Source organism: Nonomuraea sp. B19D2 (assembly GCF_040137845.1).
Lineage (GTDB): Bacteria > Actinomycetota > Actinomycetes > Streptosporangiales > Streptosporangiaceae > Nonomuraea.
Map to the genome: position 1 here is coordinate 31,427 of NZ_JBEFAK010000059.1, position 23,502 is coordinate 54,928.

Consider the following 23,502-nt stretch of genomic DNA (forward strand, 5'->3'; position numbering starts at 1 on the left):
CGAGGATGGAGTGACAAGCCCAGTTACGAATTCGAAACTCGGGACGAGAAGGCGGGAACCGTTCGTCACACTTCGCGCCGATCCACGGCGCCGCTGGCTTCCTGTCTCTGGCTCGTGGGTCGTTGTTTCCGCTCTTCCTCGCACGGTCCGCGGGAACCGCGGTCTGCGTTGGCGGAGCCAGCGGCTCATTTCGATGACGCTGACGCGGCACAGCCGGGAGCGCTGATCGACGATGGGGCCTTGGCGATTTCACCTTGCTCTTCGACGCGTTGGGGGTTGGCCTGGGCGTCGTCGAGGGCAGCGCTCGTGGCGAAGGCGTCGGCGACGGAATGGACGCGACCGAGCTCCCGGCGATGCTCGGGACCGGTGCGGGCGTCGAAGCGGCGCTCGATCGTGACGCGGCGCTGTCCGTTCCCCAGGAACTCAACCAGATACCAAAGGCTACGCAGCCCAGGAGACCGGCGACAAACGCCGGCCGAGCCAGCCGACGCCGATCTCGCAGCGGTGATCGCTCTGGTGGGGTGGGGGTCGAGTACCTTCGCCAGCCGAAGGAGTCGGGGTCGGCGCCAGGCCGAAGCCGGTCCCTGAGCGGCATGCCGTACGGCGGGCGCCGCAGCGGGCGGAGTGCTTCGGCCGAGGGGGTGGGGTGGTTCTGGTCTTCGTGCATGATCCTCCCTATTGGCCGCCCGTGCCTGCCAGCGTGCCGCAGGGCACCCACATCCAGCGGGAATGACTCGGCAAAGTCAGCGGTGCAAGACGAACCGGCCCCGGGACGAGCGGGGCCGGAAGCGGATGAATGCGGGCTATGTGTCCAGGGCATCGTGGATCTTGCCGTTGATCTGCTCCTGCTGGCCGTCCATGCACTTGGCATAGACCCTCAGCAGGACGTCAACACTGTGTCCAGCCCTCTTGGCGACTTCCGGAGCCGGGACGCCGGCGTTCAGCCAGAGCGACACCGCCGCATGACGGAGGTCGTACGGCCGTCCGGCCAGCGACGAGGCGACCTGAGCCGGAGTGAGCGCGAGCTTGCGGGCTTCCTGCCAGACGTACGAGTGCGCCGAACTGGAGTAGGTGCCACCGGTTCTCGTGCTGAAGATTCTCCCGTCCTTGGCGGTGCCGAACTCGGCGATGTGTTCGCGGAGCATGGCCACCAGGACGGGCGGGATCGGGATCTCACGGGTCTCCTTGTCCGCGCGGTGCTTCAGACTGCGCGACTCGTGAGTCTGGCCGGAGTCGGTCCAGCGCTTCGTTGCCTGCGGTCGCGCCTTCTCCAGGACGATCAGGCCCCAGCCTTTCTCAGGCAGCGTGCAGTTGGTCAGCCGCAGGTCCGCCGCCTCTTCCGGGCGCAACGCCGCGTAATAGATGCAGGCGAACAGCGCCTTGAGGCGAGGACCGCGCTTGCGGCCCACCTTGGGCACGGCGTCGAGCAGTTGCCGGGCTTGGACCGGGTTGACCACGGTGCGCGGATCGACGACCGTGACGGCCTTCGGAGCCGTCCATTTGATCTCGTCCAGCGGATTACTGCCGAACACCTTTTCCTCCACCGCGTGCTCCAGCAGGTGATGGAGGATGGCGCGCTTGCGCCGTACCGTGTTCGCTCCGGCTGGCGTTCCCGCGAAGGTGACCGAGATGGCGGCGAGCCCCGTACGGAGGACATGCGACTCCTTCAGCTCGGACAGCGGAAGAGACGCCCGCTCCAGCCAGCCCAATGCCGCGGTTTGGGCCGCGGTCAGGGCGGGGCGCCTCTTCTCCGGAATGAACGCGTAGGTCCTCAGGACTTCCCGCAGTTCCTCGGCCGTGGGACGCCGCGGCACGTCGGCCACCAAGGCAGGGACCAGCGACAGGAGCGCGTAGGCGTCCGTCTCCCGGGTGCGGGGCGCCGAGGTGCTCCAACGGCGGAGCACGTACGCCTGAGCGAACTCGAAGAACGTCGGGCCGCAGGACGCACGCGCCAGCATCGACACCGGCAACCCGGTGGCGAGGTCGAACTCCTCCCCCGCCTTCGCCGCCTGTCGCAGGTCGGACATGAAGGCGTTGGCCAGGCCCTTGGTCCGGAAGCTCTTGGACTTCGGCTTGCCTGCGACGCGCCAGCGGGCGATGAACAAAGGCGTGTCGCGGTCCGTACGGTGCTGGATCGCGCCGAGCTTCACGTCGTACGTGGTGTTCACACCGTCTCCCGTCGCGATTCCAACCAGGTCATGAGGTCGCTCCGCCAGACGCGGAGTTCGAGGTTGGGCAACTGAACGCAGACCGGCGCACGCCCGAGCTCGCGCCAGCGGTAGAAGGTGCGCCGGGAGACCCCGCCCAACTCGGCGAGCACCTGCGGAACGGTCAGCAACTCGTCGCTTCTGCTCATCGAGGATCACCGTCCGCGCTTGAGCGGTGGGCTCCGGTGATCGCCGCCGCGAGGACCTGTTCGCCTGCGGAGAGCCCCCGCCCGACGTACTGCCAGTGGGCTATGACGAGGACCGTGTCCTCGTCGAAGAGCGGAAGCCGTCCGGTGGTTACTTCTTCGGCGCGCATGTGTTCTTCGCGGGCGGCGCGGAGGGCGCCGAGAGTGGTGGAGTAGTGGCGGCTCTTGGTGGAAAAGTGTCCGGGGAAGCCGAGCATGTGGGCCCAGTGGGTAAGCCGGAGGTCAGCCAGGCCGGGGTGGCTGCCCAGGCGCATGCAGGCGGCGATCAGCTGGCGGGCGTGCTCGCGGACCGGTAGGGCCTCAACGTTTTCGAGGAGTTGGATGCGCCGGTCGAGGGTGCCGACGCATTCGGCAGCCTTGGTGGCGTACTTCGCGATATACGCGGCGACGGCCTGTTCGGTGAGCTCACCGTCCATGGTGATGCGACGAACGTCGAGCTGGGTGCCCCAGCGGAAGGTACGGCCCAAGGGCTTCACCTCCGCTGTCACGACGGCCACCGCATGTTGGACGGCTTGGGCCAGTGCATCCGCGGTTGCCCAGGCCGGCGGCAGCGAGTTGGGGCCGTCGGGCCCGTCGAGGCGGATGACGGCGTGGAAGTGGACGACGCCTCGGCGCTGGTATTCGGCGACCTTGGCGAAGCTGATGCTGGCCTGCTCCCGAAGCGCCTTGACAGTCAGGCCGGAGAGTTTGGCGAAGCGGCGGCGCAGGGCGAGGGTGAAGCGGCGCCATAGTTCGGTGCTGATGGCGTTGAACAGGACGGAGCCCTCGTAGTCGTAGCAGTCCGGGCACAGCGGCTCGCCGAGCCGTGGATCGTCGGTGCTGTGCCGGTCGGTGCAGGACATCACGTGCCCGTGTGGGCAGGTCTGGGCGTCGCGGCGAGCGTGGCAGGGCAGAACCTTGCCGTTCTTCTCGCGCCGGACGTGGACGGCCCCGAACGACGGGGCGGTGAGGGTGACGAACAGGCACGGGTGCGCGCTGACCGTCTCGGGCACACCCTTGCCTCCGACCAGTCCGGCGCGGATGAGCTGGTACGTGTCGGCGCGGTAGACCTCGGCGCAGGCCGGGCAGCGGGAGGCGCGACGGGTCTTGCAGGGCACGCGCAAGACGCCGTCTGGTTCGTTGCGGGTGGTGTAGCGGTGCAGGAGTTGGCCGGTGGCCTGGTCGTAGTGTTCGACCTTGCCGCGCAGGTGGATGGGCTGGCGGCAGCCGCCGGTCCGCTTGATCTGGCAGGCCCAGCGGTCGTAGTTCGGGTCGTGGAGTCGGGAGATGATCCCGGCTATGGCGTGTGGGTGGTGCAAGATGGGATCCGTCCTATCCGGATGTGATCTGCGGTGGGATGGCCCCTCACCTGGCGCGGAACTTGGCGGTTGTGTGGCCAGGTGAGGGGATCTCGGCTAGGCGCCGTGGTTGTCGATGCCGGTGCCGTCGCAGTCGCGGCAGGTGTCGCGGTCTGCGTCGAGGCCAGTGCCGTTGCAGGTGCAGCAGCGGCAGTGGATGAGCGATACGTCGAGACAGTCGGCCCAGGGCTCTTCGGGCGTCATGATCAGGAGCTCTTGCGCGGGGTGATCGTGAGGTAGAGGCGGTAGCGCCGCGGCCGGTTCCGGTCGGGGAAGGCTCGCGACATAGAGGTGACGGTGAAGAGCTGACGAAGGTGGATCATGCCGAGGGTGATCTCGGCGCGGTTGCCTTCGAGGCGGATGCGCATGCTGGTTACCTCCTAGGTGTTGTCGATCTGGATGCAGTCGCGGTAGCTGTCTTCGGCGGCGTGACGGGCGCGGGCGGCGGCGAGGATGGCGATGTACTCGTAGCGGACCGGTCCGAAGTCGATGGCGGTCATGTAGTGGTCGTAGGGCAGGTGGTCGGGGTCGATCTCGGTGCCCAGCAGGGCGGCGACCTTGTCGACCTCGGCGCGCATCTGATGATCGGGGCCGTTGGCGGGGAAGGCGCGGATGATGACGGGCGCCACCGAGACCGGCACTTCCGGTTTGGCCTTGAGGAAGCCGGCCAGGGCGATGAGTCCGGCGATGAGGGCGTCTCGTTCGTTGTTCATGGTTTGGCCTTTCAGGTGGCTTCCGAGGTGGTCCGCAGGGTGCGGAGCAGGTCGGAGGCGAGTTGGTTGGACACGCCCAGGCGGGCGCGGAGAATGTCGCGGCTGATGGGCTTGCCGTGTCTGGCGTGGTGTTCGTCGGCTACGCGGCGGGCGTAGTCGACCAGTGCCGGGGACGGTCCTGGTTGTTCGTCCTGGCCGTCCCGGGCTGGGACGAGAGCAGGACGATCGGGGGCAGGGACGACTGCGGGTTCGTCAGGACGGGGACGGGACGGTGAGACGTCTGCTGAGGACGTCTCGGAGACGTCCGGGGACGGGATGGGACGAGGGCCGGACGTCCGGCGTTCGAGCATCGAGACCGCGACGAGGAAGGCGGCTGCCGGGGTCGCCGCGGTGATCCAGCCCCACACGGTTGGGTCGGCTTGTTGCAGGTTGGCGGCCAGGGACAGGACGATGCCGCCGGTCAGGACGAGGACGGGCCAGGAGATCAGGCCGTGCCGCTGGCGGCCGGTCTTCTTGTCGCGTTGGCGTTCGCGGGCGGCCATGACGCAGGTGAGGTCGATGCAGACGGCCACGGCCCAGGCCATCCAGCCGGACTGTCCGTGTTCGCTGGCGGTTTCGCGGATGTGGGTGAAGGACCCAGCTCCGGCGATGAGCGACAGGACGAGGACGGGGCCGGTGTCGAGCAGCCAGTGGGCGAGGCGTCGCATCGGTTCAGGCCTTTCGCGGGTCCGGGATGGAGTCGAGGAACTCGGCGAGGTCGGCGTCGCTCATCTGCGCGACGTGGCCGGAGATGACATCCGGCCAGGCCGGGGTTTGGGCGGCGTAGGCGGTAGCGGCGTGTTCGGCGGCTTGTTCGCTGACGTAGAAGGAGCGGGCGCGGTACCACTGGCCGTCCTGCGACGCGACGATCGCGACGCCTGGTGTCTCGGAGGGGATGGCGCGGGCCGAGGCGAGCGCGGCGGGGTCGAGGTCGCCAAGGGTCATGGTGGCGGTCTCCGGATCGTTCACTCGGTGGCAGATCCGGCCGGAGCACTGAGCCCGGAGGGCGGTTACGCCGGGTCCGAGGTCGGAGCCGATGCGCTGGCCGCAGCAGAACAGGTAGATGCCGAAGGCCCGGCCGAGCTGGGCGACCCGCAGGAGCGCTGTCGAGGTCTTGGCGATCTCGTCTTTCTCGCTCTTGTCGGCCATCAGATACAGCTCGGCCAGTTCGTCGACCAGGACGACGACGGGCACGGGCCGCTGGTCGTCCGGCAGTTGCCAGATGTTGCGGGCACCGGCCTCACGGCACAGGGCCATGCGGCTGGTCATCAGGGCAACGAGGTCATCGAGCAGGGCGACGCATTCGGAGCGCGTGGTGCCCAGCGCCGACAGCCGGGGGCTGTACGGGGTGAACTCCACGCCGCCCTTGAGGTCGAAGCCGACCAGGGCGACCGGTTGCGGGGCGAGCCCTTGGACCAGGGCGTTGGCGAGGTTGGATTTGCCGGACTGGGTTGCTCCGGCGTTGAGCCAGTGCGGGACGGTCTTGAAGTCGATGATCCACGGGCCGCCGGTTTCCAGGCGGCCCACGTTGACCTTGAGCAGTTCGGGTGAGGTGGGCAGGGTCTCGACCCGGACGAGTGGATCGCGGACGGTGGCGGACAGGACGACTCGTCCGGGACGAGGGGACGAGACCCTGACGGCGTGGACGCCCCAGGAGTGGGCGAGCCGTTCGGCGACGTTGGCGTAGTCGGCGGGGATCTGGCCCTCAAGTGTGTGCAGGGTGACCCGCCAGCCGTAGCGGGTGGGCTTGGGCAGCCACATGAACGGCTTGGTGTCCACGGCGATGCGCTGCCACTTGCGCTTGACGCGGACGACGCCGGTCGAGGCGACCAGGCCGGGGACGGTGGTGAACCAGAAGCGGTGCCGTTTCTTGGTGAGGTTGCAGCCGAGGGCGACCTTGCGCCAGGTGGCCCGTACGCTGATCGCGGTCAGCGGGAAGGCGACCACGAGCCAGAACGACGGGTAGTGCCAGCGGTGCCAGGCCCAGAGCCCGGCCGCCGAAGCGGCCAGGACTCCGAGCAGCAGCAGGGTTGTGTCAGACACGGAGCGGCTCCGCGTCAACCGGTAGGAGCGCCGCGGCGCGGTAGGAGATGCCCCACCGGCCAGCGATCTCCCACACGTAACCGACCAGGCCCGTGGGGTTGACCTGCTGACCGGCACTGATCGGGGGCTCTCCCGAGGTGCCGATCTTGACGAGCTCGATCCGGCCGAACTCGTCTTCCACCGACACGGTGACCTCGTAGACGGTGTTGCCGTTCTTGTCGGTCTTGATCTCGCCGGTGTCCTTGTTGAGCAGGCGCGGCTTGGGCGCCTTGACGCAGGTGATCACGAGCTTGGTGGTGTCGACAGGGATGGGGATGGTGCGCATGAGAGCTGGTCTCCTTCGAGGTTATGTTCCTAGATATAAAGATACCTAGGTATCTAGCGCTGTAAACCCAGATAGCTAAGTTGCTTCGAAATTGCTTACAGGTTGCCCAGAGACCTAGGCATCTAGAGCCGCTACTGTGGAGTCATGGCATCCACTGACCGGCGCCGGCCGTACCTGAGGATTGCCGAGGACATCCGGCGCGACATCTCATCGGGCCGATATGCGGTCGGGGAGCGTCTCCCCGTGGCCCGCGAGCTGGCGGAACAGTACGGCGTTGCCATGATGACCATCGGCAACGCTCTAGCCGTCCTCCGCGACGAGGGACTCATCGAGACCCGCCAGGGGTCGGGCAGCTTCGTCAGCCGTACACCCGACGACGAAACCGCCGCCCCGACCCCCGGCGAGCACAGCGAAGAGTTCCGCATCATCTCCGAGCAGCTACGCGAGATCCGTCAGCATATGCAGAAGCTGACGGTCAGGCTGGACGAGCTAGACGCTCGGACTCGTCCTGATCAAGCCGAGAAGTGATCCTTATCGCGCGTCGTTGGAGTTCGGCCAAGTCGACCGTGATCTCCGCCAGCTCGCGTAGCAGGACCTGTCGTTCGATCTCACTGAGACCCACGTACCACCCCATTGTGTAGGCAGGACGCCGAAGCGCCCCCGGGTTACCTGACGGATGGGGAGCCATTGCGCGGATAGCCCTCCGTTGTCGTGCTTAGAGCAGCCGCATCACCTTTGCGAGGTTGAGGATCTCGCGCTGACGATGCAGCTTGCCGCTGTCTCGCAGGTCGCGCACGATGTTGCGGACCAACGGACGGTTCCGGACGTGCTGTGGAGCGATCCGGTCCGCACGGAGCAGAGCGTCTGCCGCTTCGTTGTCCCTTCTGTTCATGTGATAGCCCGCCGCGGTGCAGGTCCAGTAGTGAGCCTGGCGTTCCGACGAGGCGATCTGAGCGATCTCGACATACTCGGCCCGGGTGATGACCTCGCGCGGCCGGCCCAGCTCCATGCTGACCTCGACGGCGTGGATGGTGGTGTTCACCCGGTTGAACTGCGTCTGGAAGACGTTGCCATCCCGCGGCAGGACCTCGGCGACGCGGCGAGCCTCTTCAAGATGGCTCTCAGCCTCTCTCTGGTCCCACAGCCGGGAGTAGGCCACGGCGGCCCGCAGGTGCAGCGCACCCCACATCGCCTTGATCGCGTCGTCCGCCCCCACATGCGGTTCGATCTGATCGAGCGCCGACAGGGCCGCGTCCTTGGCCGGGTCGAGCTGTGCTTCGTGCAGCCACACCCCACACAGATCCCAGCTCGCCGCCGCGATCAGGTCGGGCGAGCCGACCCGTTGCCCTGCGACGAGTTCCCGCTGTACGGCGGTCCAGCCCAGGTCGTGATGTCCGAGCAGGTTGGAGGACACCCGCGCCATATGGCAGGCCCGCAGCATCAGCGCTTCGGCTCGATCCCGATCGGCCGACGAGTCGCTGGTGATCGCGATCAGATCGGTGATGATGCTGGGCAACACCTCGCCCAGCGCGGTGAACTTGGCGTCCTGTCGAAGCTGCTCTGCAAGACGAACATTCGCCTCCAGTTCCTGAAGCGTCCGTGGTTCCCCGGGGGCCAGCCGCACTACCCCACTGGGCAAGGATGCCTGCTGAAGTGCGAGCCGGAGCCCGGGAACAGCGGCATGCCCAGAGTCGAGCTCCACTGTCTCGTGCCGGTACGGCTGGCCGGTCAGCTCGGCGACCTCAACCCCGAGGACCTCGGCGAGCTGCCCGACGACGCTCATCCGATCGAGCGGCATCCGACCGTTCTCCACCTTCGACAGCCAGGAGACAGAACGGCCGATCTTCTCGGCGAGGGTTGCTTGGTCCCAGCCCTTGCGGTGACGAGCCCGCGCGATCCGCTGACCTTGCGTCACGTACTCTGTTGCCACGTCGCCGCCCCTCCTTCTCGTCGTCGCTTGCTTCGACGATAAGGCGGGCGACCTGCGTCACTGGCAGAAAAACTGCCAGTCGGCAGGCACGCGAAACCGCAGGTCGGCCTTCGACCTGCGGAAACACGTCGTCACGCAGCAATTGCATAACGTGACGCTACGTGTGCGGGCTGTCAGTTCGGCGTGTCCTCACCTCGCTTGGCCGTTCATGATCTGCCACCAGAGCACTTCAGCGTCAGGGACCTTCACCCACGGGCTTTCGACGACGGTCACCGGGGAGACGGATCGGTCATACCGCCGTACGAATCCCAGCCCAGCGGCAACACACTGTTCGAACACGATGGGCGAGCATTCGCAGGTGTAGGCCCGGACTCGAACGCGATCCACGCGTCGGTGGCTAGGTGACCATCTGACCGGAGCCGCATCAGGGCGTGGCGACGCAGGGTGCATGCTGTGAAAGCCGTCGAACTCAGCCACAGGCTCACCGTCCTCCGTCGCGCACGAGCACCCATGCCTGTTCGGCGACGCCGACAAGGGCGAGGGGGCTTGGATAGGCGTTGGTGAGCCAGCGGCCAGCTCTGGTCACAATGTGCGCTCTCGTGAGGCGCCCAGTTGAACCGCACAAGCGGAGCCCCACCCGGAGGGGCTCTGGACCAACGCTCACCAACGCCATACCTCCAAGCTAGCAAGCCTGTAAATGCCTGTCTAGACCATGCAGCTCCATGGAGCTTCATGATCTGGTGTGAAGGGCCGTGAAACGCCCTCCTACTCTCATACAGTGGCCAGATATGTCGAGCACACACGCACCTGGGAGTTCGACGAGGACCGTTCCCGCTGGGAGCAGATCCTCGAAGTCCTCGTTGTGCGGATCGACTCCGGTGAGTGGGGACCCAAGTTCAAGATTTCCGAGGTCAAGCTCATGGAAGAGTTCGGAGTCGCCCGCCCCACCATACGTAAGGCCATGGAACGCCTCAGAGCTGCCGGCAAGGTCTACACCGTCCCGAACCTGGGCAGCTTCGTGAATGCCGACGGCGAGGTACGCAGAAGCAAAGAGACCAACGAGCCCTCGGCGGAGTAGGCTCCGGCCCGTGAGCCAACGGATCGACTACCACAACAACCCGAACGCGCCCGCGGCCAACAGTCTCGCCCCGTCCGTGAACGTCGTGGTGACCAACGACGCCGACGAGGTACTACTGATCCGCCGCTCCGACAACGGCAACTGGGCTCTACCCGGCGGAGCCATCGACCTCGGCGAGTCCATCCCGCAGGCAGCCATCCGCGAGACCCTTGAAGAGACCGGGATCATTTGCGAGATAACGGGGCTGGTTGGCACCTACAGCGACCCCCGCCACGTCATCCATTACACCAGCAACGACGAGGTCCGGCAGGAGTTCTCCCTTGTCCTCACGGCCCGACCCGTCAGCGGTCAGCCGACTCCGAGTGCGGAATCCCGGGAAGTGCGCTCGGTACCGCGGCACGAGCTCGACAAGTACAGCATGCACCGCTCCATGCGGCTGAGGATCAGCCACTACCTCCAAGGCGACGGCCCGCACATCGGCTGACCTGGGTACAGCCAACAGCGTGAAGCATCAACCGGGATGGCAGCCACAGCAAAGCCGCAGTTCAGAGGCGCAATGGTCCAACCGGATGAGACTTTTCTCCACGTCTTTTCAAGGGCAGTCCGCCTGCGGCGGCCTGCCAAGCGTCGGGCGGTCGCTGGCCGCGCTGCGGCTCTTCGGCCGGTCGCGCCCAGCACCGCCCGACGCGCGTATCTTGCCGAGATACGTCCGTCAGTCTAGCCAGGCGGTGTCGCCCATGTAAGCCCGGCTGCGATGCCTACGATTGAACGGCTTATGAGCCCCCACCTGTGGACGGACACGGCTCTTTCCAGGTAGACGGGCGTAATTTTCTCCCGGTGGATGGTCACCAGGACCCCCGATGGGTGGCCAACTCGAAGTATCCTTCCGGGATCAGGTTGAGGAAGGATCTGCCTCACGATCGCCATGCTGTGGCTGGCGCAGGGGCGTGGTTGGGGGCGATCGGCGCCGCAGGGCCTCCTTCGTCGGCCCCACGGCATCGAAGCACCGTCTGGTGAGCCTCAAGGTGGGCGCTAGACGGTGGGCCGGTCTGGGAGAACTACAAAAGGATCATCCCGGGCAGAACTCTGCGTGGTGAGATCGCCTGCCCACGATCTTCGTGGCCGCCGCGTGGAGCCATGTGGCCGTGTACCAGGGTCGGCATGTCCGCTCACCAGGAGTTCCCGGTGTCCGCGTACGCCACCTAACGTCCCCGATCCGCTCGCAGTGACCAAGCTGAGGAGCTAGACTCAAGAGGGTCGCCTTGGGGCAAGCGCCGCCAAGGAGTTCGGCTCAAGTCCATGTATAAGCGCTCTTTCAGCCGTCATGGCCCGCCCGGATCGCGAGCGTTCCGGGCCTTTCCTTTGTTACATCCCTAGGATTGCCTGGATCGCAGACACGGCACCTGCGAGAGAGGCGCCTGCCGTGCCAGCTTCCGATGCAATCTCGAACAACGTCTTCAGTCTCGCGCGTACGCCTCTTTCGTTACGCTCTGACGCCTCTTGTTCGAGCTCCCTACTTACTCCCGCCGCGGCGTCTTCAACTGCCACGGCCTGTTCGTCGGGGAGATCTTTCGCGAGTTCGCCCGCTGCAGCGGTCATCTGCTCGATGAGTTCACGCAGTTGAGCGGGGGCTACGCCCCCTACCTGCATATGTGCACCTCCCTCACCCTGATTTACTGGACCGTGGAAGTTACCGCCGGAGATAGTGTTCTCGTTCCTCGCCATGATGAGCTCCTCGATTCGCACCAAAATACCACGGCTACTCGGCTGGGATGCATCTTTTATCATCTCCGACAAACGGTCCACGCGCTCCACAATCTTAGGGTTATCGATTGACCCGGCGATGGACGTTGTCGTACCAATAATATCATCGTAGACATCTCGCGCATGCCCCAGTACGCGTGCCAGCAGACTTATGCTCGCGAAACCATGCCTACTCGGACGCAGGAGCAAATCCAAGAGACGCAAGATGTGGCTTTCGACGGGACGAAAAGCGACATCGAGACGCCGGTTCTCGCAGAGCCCAAGCACTGTTTCGATCGCAACCAAGTCAGCATGCAGGCGTGAAACATGAACTCGTAGACGTCGAGCAGCGTCGTCCGATTCGTCTCCTTGCGCCAGATCCCACGAGGAAATACGCATACCAGAGTACACCAGCCAGCGCTGACGAAGTTGAAAGTTTAGGCTCCACGGGGGAGGAATCTCAGTAATCACAGCCGGCGTACCTGGTTGAACCCACCACTCTTGCACGGAAGCACCAGGGGATATAGTTGTGCTCGAAAGGAGATGCTTCGCAAACCGTTCACCCACCTCTATAAGCGGACCCGCTTTATCCCCAAGGGCTCGAAGCCGTACGGGCGCTTGAATCGCAAGCATCTTAACTCGATCTTCATTTCGCTTCGAATTATTTCGATAATTCCATCCCAGAAATCGGAAGCATACTTCAAGCCGCCCCGTCACGCCATCCGTGTAGAAATTCCGGTAAACCGGTTGAGCGGAAACCGACTCAGAGCGATCCCCCCGATTCACTTGACGACCAACTCGAACCAGGCCTTGCACGTCTACATAGAACGATTCACTAAGCCAAGGCGCGACGCCACCCTTCAGACGAGGTCGCACTGCCCCTAAGCCACGCACATAGTTCGATCTGTGGTGCTTAGGGGAGCTTCCTGCGAAGACACGATCCGGACGAGGCCAAGACGGCAGTACGTCACGACACGTTTGCTGAGCCAGCAGTGGCCGGACATCAATGATCGGGATCTGCACCGTCACAAACATCCTCGCCACCTCTCCTCAAGCCGAAGTCTCGTCAATCGCAATCATAGCCCGCGAAGCCTGCATCAGCCGGGATCTCACCTCAACCGAACGACCCAAAATGCCGACTAGGAGATGTCGGCCACGCCAGGATTGTTGCGGCTACGGTATCGCTACAACTCTCTACAGCATTATCTCCGACAACATCTAGCACAGCCATGAGCTACACCGAGAGGAGAACCAAGTAACCGTGTACCAGCTAAACGTCTCCGTCGCCAGAGCCTATGCGATACTTTAGATCGAAATTCACAACCCAGTCCAACTCTTCATCCGAAAGGCCATAGTGACTAGCTAGCAATCTGTCCACATGGTCTATGATGGACTTACTTCGGACAGGGAGAAAGCATTGGATGGTCAACTTCCCCATCTTGCGCATTTCTGAGTGGCGAATAAGGTCTGCGTCCAATTCTTCCGAAAGCTCTAGAAACGCGTCACCCCACTCGCTCGATAGGATCTCATCAAGATTGCAAGGGAAAGCCTCAATCTCCCGCCTGTTTAGGTTTCTGCAGTCCGAATGAACCCTCAGGAACCAAAAGAATAGATTCGAATTAAGGACAGCTTGAGCCACAGTTGCATGCGCGGCGTTTCCATACGCCAGAAACTTTAACTCACTCGGATCTCTACGATTGCCGTCATTTTCTAGCACAATCGGCGGTTGTTTCAGAAAAAAGACGAAATTGCTCATCTTTCGTGTATAAAAAACGCGATGGGAGGCGCCTTTTACAGTGAGTGAGGTTACTGTTTGAGGCCGCCTCCAAAGCTTGCCTAGAATATCGTGCTCTATGGAGTCCCCAAGCTTGGGGATGCACCCCAGGACCCGACCGCTAACCGGAGCATCGGTGTAGAGGGTTCTCGGGAATAGGGACTCGCGCTCGGATGCCCGCCAGCGCTGATAGCGGGTTGTGGCGAATCCCCTCCTCTCGGCCCCGACCTCAATCAGATGAATCGCTAGCCTGATATGCTCCAAGTCTTTGAATAGCTTGTCAGGACGATCATCGTAACAACTTGTGAGTACACGATGCTTACTCAACAGTCGTTGGAGGGGAACAAATTCGCCAGTCGAGATCGACGAGATAGGTACGATCCAGCCAATACGTGCCAGCTTGGCACACAGTGCTTCTGCGCGCTCCATAACCAGGGGGTATAGATCCTTGCAGACAATTGTTTCGTAGCCCCGAACCTGGTAATCCTTGACCTCAGCCAACCGCTTGTATGGTGGATTTCCGACGATGACGTCGAAGCCTCCACTTGCCATCACTTCGTGAAACTCAACGCACCAGTGGAAGGGGTTATGCGCAGATCGCCACAGATCGATATTTTTCGGGCTACGGCCATAGTCGATCACCAGACTTCTATCGAGGACGTCACGAATCGCCTCTAATTCGGCCTGAATCCTCTGTTTGTCGGACCGATGGCTGTGATGCGTGCCAGCGGCCTGCTGCGCCCGAAACTCGCCGGTAAGATTGTCTAAGTCATGCAATGCAGACTCGATGCTATCGATGTCGCCGAAGTCTAGGCGAGAGCCGACTTGGGCACGCAAGTCACTTAAGTTGGTGTAACCAACCAAAGTATTTCCGGCTCGAATGTTGAAGTCGATGTCAGGCAGCGGCTCTATGCGCCGTGGATCGTGCAATTGCGCAACCAACTTGAGAAAAAGCCGTAGCTTGCACACTTCGACAGCTTCGACCATGATGTCGACGCCGTGCAAGTTGTTCAGGATAATCTGCTTGTAGATGAAGTAGTCACGATTAGGGCTACTAGCTACATAGTCAAGCTCGGCTCGCATGTTGCGGCAGGATGCGCTTTCTTCGGAATTTGCTGTGAGCCGCGAGAAAAGGTCGAGGCATTCATCGTAGAGCCTCTTGAGCGGTGTCAAAGCAGCAAACAAGAACGCCCCGGACCCACATGTGGGATCTAGCACCTTAAGACGTGTGAGCTTCTTGTAAAAGTCTAGGGCTAGTGCTGGATCTTCTAGGCTGAATACACTATCGCTCAAAAGTTGAACCGTATTTACTTGCATCCGCACCGCGGTATAACCGTCGGTGACTTCCCCGCGTGCGAGAGCTTCGAGCCGGCCAGACACAACGGATCTACGGCGGACAACCTCGCGCCAGGTTTCTTCCTCCAAGCCCCAGCGCGAATCAGCGACACTGTCCCAACTCTCGCGACTGCTTGGGTCGTCAATGCCCTCAGCCACCTGGGGCGGAAGTTCGAGCCCCAGCCCGTGCAAGAGCTCGGGGGCCATGTAGCGCTGTGGATCTGAGGCGACAATGCTCCATGGTGACGGCGAGACACTCTGGCCTTGGGCCTTCCACCAGTCGAGCAGAGCTGCGCCTATACTATTCTGCGTGATGAATGACGTGACATCCTCTCGCGTATAGTATGCACCCATTTGTTTTTGGTTGATGTAGCGCTCGAAGATATAGCCCAGAATTTCGGGATTGATCTCGTTGCCGGATGCGCCTGGCCTCTCGTCCAGATGCCAACGCCACGAATCAAAGAAGTCAAATATTTTTTCGAACGCGGCGTCCGGAACGTCGATGTGATGCTGACCTTCAAGACTGTGTTCAGAAAATATCCCACCGTTAAGATATGGCACGTCACCTATAAGACGACGAGTGGAACTGCTCATAGAGGCGCGGTCTTCGTCTCCGAGACCCACATGAAAAAGCGGTAGCAAAAAGTTGCGGTAGAAGCCGTAGAACTGATCAGGGCCGTGTTGTTCACGAACCTTCTCCAAGCGATCCCGTAGATAGTCCACGTTCCTGTCGAGGAAGCCCTTTTTCTGGATGAAATACAAGAACATCATCCGGTCGAGGAGAATAGACGCATACCAACTTCTATCTCCATCGCCCGGTAGATTCTCAAGCACGTCTGCGAGTGCTTTGTGTTGAACCTTGAAGCTTTCGAAAAACTTGCGGGAAACCTGTTCCGCTCTGAGCGAGGACTGTACTCGCGCCCGAACAGTAAGCATAGTCATGCGAGGTTGCTCATCTAGCGGAAAGTGGAAGGCAGCTAGCCGCTGGGCGAGATCCGGATGTCCGCTTCCCACTTGATAGGTTTGCTTAAGGTACCTATGAGGGTTTCCCGGCTGGGGATCTGCGACCCGCCACTCTTGCTGCCCGTCAGGACTTGTGAACACCAATAGGTGTTCGAGAGCCCGCCTCGCAGCCACCCGGGCCAATCGGTTGCGCGTGTCAGCGTCAGCGACGTTATCACAAGCGAAAACGATGAAGTTATGCTTGACGCTCACCGCCCGCAGAACGTAGACCGTGCCATCGATCTCTTCCGGAATATCACCGATACCATGAGGAGGATCCCATAATAATTCTTCGAGGAAGAGACCTTGAAAATCTCCCTTGTCCAGCCGTGCTAGAATGCGCTGATCTAGGGTCTTCATAGTTATGGCGTCTCCTCCGGCACTGGGTCGGAAAACAGGCCCATCGAGCAAATGATTTGAGTCTCGCTTTGGGCACGTTGTTGGGTTTCCGAACGCACGAGCCTCCCATCTTCGTGAAGGCCGCTCACCAGCTCAACGAGCTCAGCAGTGGAAATATTTTCCCGAAGACGGTTCCGGATAACGCGTATGGCCTCCTCGGTGAGCGGCCGCGTATACATTACGTTAATTATCTCTTCAGTCTGCTCATCACTGAAAAGAGTGCCAGCACGGCCTTCGAGGTGCTGAAGCAGACGTTGGTGGACCCTCTTCGCTACGCCGCTCAGCACGCCGGCGGTCGTGATGCTACGTGTTTGATCTTCAGCGGCTTGCGTGGCTGCGGCAACTAGTTCGTGATGCCGTCTATCCAAGGCAATGGACGGCGCCTCAGGAGGTGCATAAGCTGCACGCAAGATTTCCATCTGATTGAAGCTAGTTGGGGTACCGTCCAGGTCTACCTTCACTAGGACGTCTAGTCCTGAGCGTGTTCTTATGTATGCTAAGGCACCCTCGTCTGCCCCGGGGTCGAGGGTCGTTGATTTAGTCGCTCCGATCACAGATGGTAATGCGGGAATGAGCGACTCGAGAGATGGGTCTGCCTCCTTAGCTCGCTCCCATACCATATACGCGTACGATCCTAGGTCTACATCGTTGCTATCATCCACGTCATCAAGCGCTCGGGCGTCTTCTGCCAGCAGCTCTATGATTGAACGTCGAGCCGATATACCGTCACTCTCACCCTGGAGGTCGAAGAACCTTTCGTCACCTCCGATGACTTCGTTATTTTCGCGGAGGCGACGGTAAATACGGGCATGCAACCGAAGGACCTGCTCTATCCCCTCGTGCGGCACGAAGGAGTAAACTAGAATCTCGCTATCTTGCTGGCCGATCCTGTCAACACGTCCAGCTCTCTGTACCAGCCGGATGATGGCCCACGGAAGGTCGTAGTTCACAACTATTGACGCGTCTTGAAGGTTTTGTCCCTCACTAATCACGTCTGTTGCGACAAGGATGCGTAGTTGTTGACCCGGTGGTACAGGAACCATTCCTGGGACGGTAGTCGGGCTGAATCGACGGATAGTGGAGGACGGATCAGGCATTTCCCCCGTGACAACAGCGGCCTTCTCGATCCCACGCTCCTCAAGATACCTGCCTATGTACTCAGCCGTATCGGCAAATTCGGTGAAGATTAAAACTCGATCGTGTGGATGACGCTGCGTGATCAAATCATGAAGAATTGCGACCTTAGAGTCTCTAGCTGTGTTCCATGGGCCTATTTGCGCCAAGATTTCGCGAAGGATAGCAACATCAGCTGCGAGATCTTCTGCTAGCTCTGGGACAAATACGGTTGAGGGGATGAGTCGCAAGCGGCGGCCACCAGCTGCAATCACAGCCGCATATGCACTCTCACCTTCAGTAGCTAGCACATCATTCTGGACACTGATATCAAGTGTTTCCTGCCCAGAGTCTTCGATGTCCTGATCACTTATGTTTGTTGACCCAGCGCCGGCGACGGGCACGGGAAGTCCGCTCTGTAGAGCGTAGAGCACTGCCAGGTTTTTTGCGATGTGTCGATTAGCCGACAACACAAAGGCATGTCCACTACTCTCGAGCCGCTTAAACAGGCCTGACCGCGTAAGGCCTCTAAGTTGGTCGCCTGCGCGGGAAAGTGCTTCAATGTCAGCCCGTTCCGACTCGCTCACTGGCACATCTGGATCTACATACTTTTGCAGCCCGTATCGAGGAAGCTTCAGCTGGTTTATTGCATCTACGGTTTCCTCGCTCATAAGTACTGCAGCCGGATCGTCTTCGCCCCTGAGTCGGTGATGTATAGTTCTAGGGACTCTCTCAGGAAAAAAGAACCGGTGGCCATCCTTAAATTCGAGGAATTGCCGCCCGTTTTCTGCCGTAGCTGCGTATGTCTGACGGATGAAGGACCTTGTTCTGCGAACCAAGAACAAGCGCATAAGTTCTTGCCAGTCTTCAGGTTCATCCGACAGGCGGAAAGCTTTAAGTGTCGTAGGTTGACCACCGCATCGAGCGAGGAAGATCGCTTCATTGCCTAGCCGCCTTCGAAAGGCTTCCGGACGAATTCCTAGATCAGTGTCGTCATCAAGGAAAAGGCCAAGCTGGCCAGCCAGATCGGCAACAGATTTGTTGTAAGGTGTCGCTGAGAGCAGAATTGCGCGTGCGCCACTGTCCTTAATATAGGCCTGAACCTTCGCATAAATCTTGCCGTCCCGATTTCGAAGATTGTGACTCTCGTCGATGACGACCAAGTCAATCGGAGACAGATTGTCGAGTTCCGATAAGACGCGCGACAGTGAAAGCACCTTCGCCCGGAGGCCATAACTCCTCGTCGCGGTCTCCCACATGCCGACGAGGTTTTTAGGACATATAACGAGTACGCGATCCCCCTCTCGTTCTTGGCGACTCAGGGCCAAACTGATGCCGACCAAGGTCTTACCCAATCCTACGACGTCTCCGATTAGGACTCCGCCTCGAAGCCTGAGGTGACGATCGGCGATTTTTATGGCGTCAGCTTGGAAATCCAATAGTACGTCGCGCACAGCCTCAGGAAGAGTGATTTCCCGCGATCCTGCTATGGCCTCCGACGCAAGATGGTAAGCCATTTTCAGGTAAACATGATGCGGCGAATAGGGCCTTTCGCGTGCCCAGGAGTCCTCAATCACATCCAGCAGTGATTCGTCGACTCTTACAGCAAGAACATCGTCCCAACGATCCTCGAACCAGTCTTCTAGTCGTTTCGTTGGCATGTTGTCCGCGAAGGTGACGTTGAGTTCGCCCTGCGCCCTCAGCCCTGAATCAGATAGGTTGCTGCTCCCGACATAAGCGGAACGCTCCACCGTTGCCGGCTGTCGCAAATGACATAGATAGAGTTTGGCATGTAGCGAGTGCCTAAGGAATAGCTTTACTTCGAGATGCCCATCCTTGATGTGACGCTTGAGCGCTCGCAGTGCATGATGATCGCGCTGACTGGGGATTCCCCGAGCAAGTTGCCTCTTAAACTCCCGAAGGGCTCGGTCTTTGCGTTCGCGATATGCCGTACCACCACTGGCCTCCGGGTCCACATCGATGCCATCCCCACGCGTGGCCCCGGAATTTTGATTGCGCCCAAGCATGCCGATAAGCAAGCGCACTGCGGGCCGTCGCCCTTGGGGCTGAAGATTCTCGACAAGGTCTGCAATACGACCCCAACCAGTAAGGCTGAAATAGCCAACTGAGATGTCTAAGGCGGTAGCCAGAGGCAGGTCGTTGCGAAGCTTTGTCAGCATCTCCGCGTCGATGTTGTCAAGTATTTCCGGCATATCCACCCAAAAGTCGTTGATGTACTGACTCAGACTGGTACATGTCATGGTATACGGCCATGCGGCAGCATAGCGCCTTCGCGGGTGGGTGTAAGTAGGCGTTGCAGACTCGATTTTACTTAATCGGGTCGAATTGGTAAGAACTTGCACGATATGACCGCAAGTGGCCGATCTGCCACTATAAGGCCACATAATCTCCGGCAGTATCCTTGTCATCGCCTGTCCGCACTTGAGATCTCACTCTCCGTTGCGCGCAGGGGCTTCTGAATGCTGCTTGGCTGAGTGGCTGTTGGACGTGTCGACAGCCGACCCGCGCCCGTTGCTCACACAGCCCCAGGAGTGGCCTGCCGCCCCCTTGGGACTCCACCGCCCCAGACTCCTGCGAGCCGTAGCGACCATCGACGCCCAACGTTGTTGGACAGGGCCGCCGTAAGCGTCGGTGGCCGCCACGGAGCGAGCACAAGGTCACCGGAGATGGGAGCGACAGTTGACCGATCCACGCTGCGGGGCATTTGCGGGATGATCTTGATGGCGGTAATCATCTAACGTCGTGTCGTTTCAGGTCAGGCTACGTGCAGCCTCCCCTCAGTGATCGCTCTCCTAAAGACGAGCGCACACCCGGTGACGAGCGTAGAGGGTCATACCTTTTTGACGACGATCCTGTTCGGGACGAGCTTTTGCAGGTCGTCTACGTCCGAGGTGAAGACGGTGACCTGTCCCTTCTGCTGTCGTGCGATGACGGCGAGGACCGCGTCGATCGCGTACTTGTGCCCGTGCAGCTTGGCGTCGGCCAGGAGCCGGCGGGCCTGGCGGGCCTCGTCCTTCCCGATATGGGGAACGTTGAGCCGGGAGAGCACCCAGTCCCAGCGTTGCTCGGTGATTCTGCCGTCGTAGGCCTCAACCACCGTCATCGGAGACGTCACCACCTCCGCCTGACTCCGTACTGCGAAGTCGAGCCAGGCGATCATCTTTCTGTCGCCGCGCACGGCCAGGGACAAGGCTTGGCAGTCGAGCACGAAGATCCGTAGCGGCGGCTGCCCACGGTCACCGCTTCGCTTGCTCACGCAGCCTCGCCTGCGTCGCACTTTCCGCCGGCGCGGCGGCGCTGGTGCTCGGCGTCGAGATCTTCCAGCTCCTCGCGTGCTGCCGCGCGCTCGTCTTCGGTGACCGGGCCGTATTCTTCCTCCAGCCAGTTCACTAGTTCCAGCAACCGGTCTCGGTCGCGCTTGAAGCGCAACGCCTCGGCGACGTACGCCGACAGGCCTCGCTCGGCCGCATCCGCCCGGATCTCGTCAAGGAGTTCCTCGGGGATCGTCACCGTTACCTTCTTCGTCGCCATACTTGAGACCATACTTCAGGTGTCGGCCTACTTACCAGCACATCGATGTGCTTTCGCGATGTCCGCCCGCTGTGATCGAGGACGAGGTCGTCTGGAAACCTGCAAGGTCATGCCTCTTCACCGCCTGCGGCCAGCAGCGCGCCAACGGAGCTGGTGATGATGTCAGCCGCGTCGGGCCGGGCCAACGCGATCGGCGTGAGGGACGGACGCTTGGCATAGTTCGCCGCGACCAGTTGCCTGGGCACACCGGCCCAGCCAGGCAGCCCTGACAAGGTCTCTGCCAGCTCTGATAGGACCTCATGGGCAACTCCACGGTTACGCATCCACTCGAAGTTGATCGAGAGCACAGACTCGCTTGCCCCGGGGTAGATGCTCCAGACAGCGGCTTCGTCCGTACCGACGCTGAACCGTGCCGTGGCGGAGGGGTATGCGCCCTCGCCGTAGTAGTAGCCCCGGAATGCCGGGTGACGCTCGGCGTGCCGATACACCTCCAGAAGTGTCCGCGCCACGTCATCGGGACAGTAGTGTTCGATGGCTTGGAGAAGGCTCTCCTCATCCCACTTGCGTCGGGCACGAGAAGTCGCCGCTCGGCCCTCGCCGGCAGACATCGGCACAGCCCCCAGACCGCCCGCCTCCGCAGGGGCGGCATCGTAATCCGCTGTTGGCAGCGGGTCGCCGAGCGCGAGCTGGATCGCGATCGCTATCGATTCAAGCCAGTCGATGGTCTCCTCGGCCGCTTGCGCCGTGATAGCGAGCTTCTGGCCAGGGTTATCGGGGTCGTGGTCGGCCGTGTGGGCAATGTTGTTGCGACGTCGAGCGATCTCCCGCATTCTGGCCCGCACGCCGTCAGAGGTCACCGGTGACGTCGGATCCTGCTCAGTGAGGATCTCGGCCGCCTTCACCCAGAGCTTGACGGAGCTGACGTGCGCGAACCCTTCCTGGATCTTCTCTGGGTTCTGGAATGTCTTGAACTCGAACTCCTGCTCAAGGTGCGCACGAAAGACCTCAGCGAGCGGAGCGTCGTGATGGTGGATCTTCTCAAACAGCGCGACCGGCAAGGTCAGCTTGTCGAACTTGGCCGGTCGAGGCGCGCCCGGCTGCAGCGCGAGCGTGACACCCCGCTCGATGATCTCCCGCGTGATCCAGTGGTCGAGCGCTGCGACGGACTGAGTCCAGGCGGCGCGGTAGAGGTCGGTGACATCGAATGCGCCAACGCCGAGCCGTTCCAGGTTCCGGCCACCATCGAGGAGTTGCCGCGCGTAGCTAAGGTTTTGCTGGAACTGCTCGAACGGTGCCGAAATTCCCCATTCGAGCTCCCGCTCGGGCTCAGGCGCCAGTAGCACGCCGGCGTCGGATAGCACCGCCCGGAGCTTGTCCGCGGTCACCCGTTGACTGGAAGCCGCCCGACCGAACTGGTCGAATGTCACGCCCTCCTGTTCCAGCACCTCGCGCGGGTCATCGGTCCGCTCCGGGTCGAGCCAACGGAACCCTGGCGAGATCTTGCCGCCGGACTGGAGAACACGGTGCGCACCCGCCGTCTCGCCCGCCTCGGCCATGAACCCGCCCACCGATTGAGCAGACATGCCGACCACTTCGGCGATGTCCCCATAGGTCGTCCAGGAACCGGGGGCCAGCCGAGCGAGCGCTTCCAGCACCACTTTCCAGCGCGGATCGGCATACGTCCGCGTCTGGGCGGACTGGCGGCGGGCACGGTACTGACGCCCGAGTTCCCGATAGAGCTCCGTTTCCGGAAAGTCCTCCAGCGCCTGAGCCCCGGCCGGAGTGATCGCCCACCCGTTGCGCTTGGTCATCCAGCCCAGCGATGCAGCCTCGCCGGTACGGAACCCCAACTGGGCATGCCATCGCATCTGGCCGTGCGCGTTGACTGCCTCCTGCCCAGGGTCGATCGAGACCCGCTTGGCCACCGCTTCTCGCACTTCGGCGGGCTGCATCGGACGGCCCGCATCCCGAAGGATCTCCAGGGCCGCACGGAAGATGGGCGCGATGTGCTCGGTGAAGGACATAGGGGATTCCTTGGTCTTCAGTTGTAGGGGGGTAAGATCAACATTTTAAAGGCTGCCGTCGTCCCCACGCCTCGTCTTGGCTGAGTGCGTCCGCGATCGCCTCGAACTGGCAAGGTGAATCGCCTTGAGGCCGTCAGGGGTGATTGCTCTCCGGGGATATGGCGGGATGATCTTGCTCGATCCAAGCGCTACATCGGCTGTTTGACCAGCTCAAGGCGCCTGAACGGGCGGAGAGACCCCACTCTCCTACAGCGTGTGCTCTGTGACATTGCCCCCGTCACTCGAGTGCTCGGCCTGGTGGTCATGCGGCCAACAACGTCGTTTACCTGATGTGCATCCATACCAACCGTCCACGCGATCGGCCAGGACTTGGACGCTAATGCCGTGATGCTTGTGCTCTTGGGAGCCGTTGGCTTGCTTGTCGGCGGGGCGGTCGATGGGATCAGGTGCTGTCGAGCTATGGCTGCCGGCTGGCAGGCCTGTAAGACGGCGGCGTGGACACTGTCGGGGGCGATCACCGCGGCCTCCCTCCGTCCAGCCTTGCCACGGGGTAGCTAGCCTCGGCCTTTCACGGTGAATTTCGCGAGGCTTGATCGTTCACATAAGAAAAGTGCCTTTGAGCTGGAAGGATGGGGCTTGTCGAGAGTCCTGTCCACACCAGATCAGAAGGCACTTTCCAAGT

General features: G+C 61.6%; 19 protein-coding genes. 3 read left to right on the top strand and 16 right to left on the bottom strand.

Translation table 11 applies throughout. The annotated features are described in order from the left end of the window. Window positions 1-803: 803 nt before the first annotated feature. The 9 genes from ABN273_RS52060 to ABN273_RS52100 form a co-directional block, all read right to left on the bottom strand. Entirely contained in the window at window positions 804-2,168 is a 1,365-nt protein-coding gene (locus ABN273_RS52060) for a tyrosine-type recombinase/integrase (RefSeq protein ID WP_349457154.1), read from the bottom strand. After that, window positions 2,165-2,356, bottom strand: coding sequence for a helix-turn-helix transcriptional regulator (locus ABN273_RS52065; RefSeq protein ID WP_349457156.1), 192 nt, complete (start codon window positions 2,354-2,356; stop codon window positions 2,165-2,167). Before ABN273_RS52065 ends, ABN273_RS52060 begins: the two co-directional genes overlap by 4 nt. Further along, window positions 2,353-3,711, bottom strand: coding sequence for a replication initiator (locus ABN273_RS52070; protein WP_349457157.1), 1,359 nt, complete (start codon window positions 3,709-3,711; stop codon window positions 2,353-2,355). The genes ABN273_RS52065 and ABN273_RS52070 overlap by 4 nt, the downstream gene beginning before the upstream one ends. A 96-nt stretch (window positions 3,712-3,807) precedes the next feature. Continuing rightward, complete coding sequence (locus tag ABN273_RS52075; protein ID WP_349457158.1) at window positions 3,808-3,954, bottom strand: hypothetical protein; 147 nt, start codon at window positions 3,952-3,954, stop codon at window positions 3,808-3,810. Window positions 3,955-3,956: 2 nt separating this feature from the next. Then, complete coding sequence (locus ABN273_RS52080; RefSeq protein WP_349457159.1) at window positions 3,957-4,118, bottom strand: hypothetical protein; 162 nt, start codon at window positions 4,116-4,118, stop codon at window positions 3,957-3,959. Between the two features lie 12 nt (window positions 4,119-4,130). Beyond that, on the bottom strand, window positions 4,131-4,463 hold the full coding sequence (locus ABN273_RS52085) for a hypothetical protein (RefSeq protein ID WP_349457160.1): 333 nt from the start codon (window positions 4,461-4,463) through the stop codon (window positions 4,131-4,133). Window positions 4,464-4,474: 11 nt separating this feature from the next. Further along, window positions 4,475-5,170 carry a DUF2637 domain-containing protein gene (locus tag ABN273_RS52090; protein WP_349457161.1) on the bottom strand — a complete coding sequence of 232 codons (696 nt, stop codon included), beginning with the start codon at window positions 5,168-5,170 and terminating at the stop codon, window positions 4,475-4,477. Between the two features lie 4 nt (window positions 5,171-5,174). After that, a complete protein-coding gene (locus tag ABN273_RS52095) occupies window positions 5,175-6,545 on the bottom strand; it encodes an FtsK/SpoIIIE domain-containing protein (RefSeq protein ID WP_349457162.1) in 1,371 nt (456 codons plus the stop codon). Beyond that, entirely contained in the window at window positions 6,538-6,870 is a 333-nt protein-coding gene (locus ABN273_RS52100) for an SCO3933 family regulatory protein (protein WP_349457163.1), read from the bottom strand. Before ABN273_RS52100 ends, ABN273_RS52095 begins: the two co-directional genes overlap by 8 nt. A gap of 144 nt (window positions 6,871-7,014) precedes the next feature. Here ABN273_RS52100 and ABN273_RS52105 point away from each other — a divergent pair, with 144 nt between their 5' ends. After that, window positions 7,015-7,398: a GntR family transcriptional regulator gene (locus ABN273_RS52105; RefSeq protein ID WP_349457164.1), complete on the top strand. Its 384-nt coding sequence runs from the start codon at window positions 7,015-7,017 to the stop codon at window positions 7,396-7,398. Between the two features lie 187 nt (window positions 7,399-7,585). Here ABN273_RS52105 and ABN273_RS52110 read toward each other — a convergent pair whose 3' ends face one another. Next, window positions 7,586-8,800, bottom strand: coding sequence for a helix-turn-helix domain-containing protein (locus ABN273_RS52110; protein WP_349457165.1), 1,215 nt, complete (start codon window positions 8,798-8,800; stop codon window positions 7,586-7,588). Window positions 8,801-9,578: 778 nt separating this feature from the next. Between ABN273_RS52110 and ABN273_RS52115 the strand changes: the two genes are divergently transcribed. Both ABN273_RS52115 and ABN273_RS52120 read left to right on the top strand, forming a co-directional pair. Next, window positions 9,579-9,878 carry a winged helix-turn-helix domain-containing protein gene (locus ABN273_RS52115; RefSeq protein ID WP_349457166.1) on the top strand — a complete coding sequence of 100 codons (300 nt, stop codon included), beginning with the start codon at window positions 9,579-9,581 and terminating at the stop codon, window positions 9,876-9,878. A gap of 10 nt (window positions 9,879-9,888) precedes the next feature. Then, entirely contained in the window at window positions 9,889-10,362 is a 474-nt protein-coding gene (locus tag ABN273_RS52120) for an NUDIX domain-containing protein (protein WP_349457167.1), read from the top strand. 881 nt (window positions 10,363-11,243) lie between these two features. Here ABN273_RS52120 and ABN273_RS60020 read toward each other — a convergent pair. The 6 genes from ABN273_RS60020 to ABN273_RS52150 all read right to left on the bottom strand — a co-directional run bounded on the left by ABN273_RS60020 (window position 11,244) and on the right by ABN273_RS52150 (window position 22,820). After that, window positions 11,244-12,656 carry a hypothetical protein gene (locus ABN273_RS60020; RefSeq protein ID WP_502911294.1) on the bottom strand — a complete coding sequence of 471 codons (1,413 nt, stop codon included), beginning with the start codon at window positions 12,654-12,656 and terminating at the stop codon, window positions 11,244-11,246. Window positions 12,657-12,891: 235 nt separating this feature from the next. Next, window positions 12,892-16,092, bottom strand: coding sequence for an Eco57I restriction-modification methylase domain-containing protein (locus tag ABN273_RS52130; RefSeq protein ID WP_349457169.1), 3,201 nt, complete (start codon window positions 16,090-16,092; stop codon window positions 12,892-12,894). 2 nt (window positions 16,093-16,094) lie between these two features. Continuing rightward, the gene (locus ABN273_RS52135; RefSeq protein WP_349457175.1) at window positions 16,095-19,457 is read right to left on the bottom strand and encodes a helicase-related protein; all 3,363 of its coding nucleotides are present in this window, start codon (window positions 19,455-19,457) and stop codon (window positions 16,095-16,097) included. A 638-nt stretch (window positions 19,458-20,095) separates the two neighbouring features. Beyond that, window positions 20,096-20,521, bottom strand: a complete 426-nt coding sequence (locus ABN273_RS52140) for a hypothetical protein (RefSeq protein ID WP_349457170.1) — start codon at window positions 20,519-20,521, stop codon at window positions 20,096-20,098. After that, window positions 20,518-20,796 (bottom strand): CopG family transcriptional regulator, encoded by a 279-nt coding sequence (locus tag ABN273_RS52145; protein ID WP_349457171.1) that lies wholly within the window; start codon window positions 20,794-20,796, stop codon window positions 20,518-20,520. Before ABN273_RS52145 ends, ABN273_RS52140 begins: the two co-directional genes overlap by 4 nt. Window positions 20,797-20,903: 107 nt before the next feature. Continuing rightward, window positions 20,904-22,820 carry an MGMT family protein gene (locus ABN273_RS52150; protein ID WP_349457172.1) on the bottom strand — a complete coding sequence of 639 codons (1,917 nt, stop codon included), beginning with the start codon at window positions 22,818-22,820 and terminating at the stop codon, window positions 20,904-20,906. Between the last annotated feature and the right edge of the window lie 682 nt (window positions 22,821-23,502).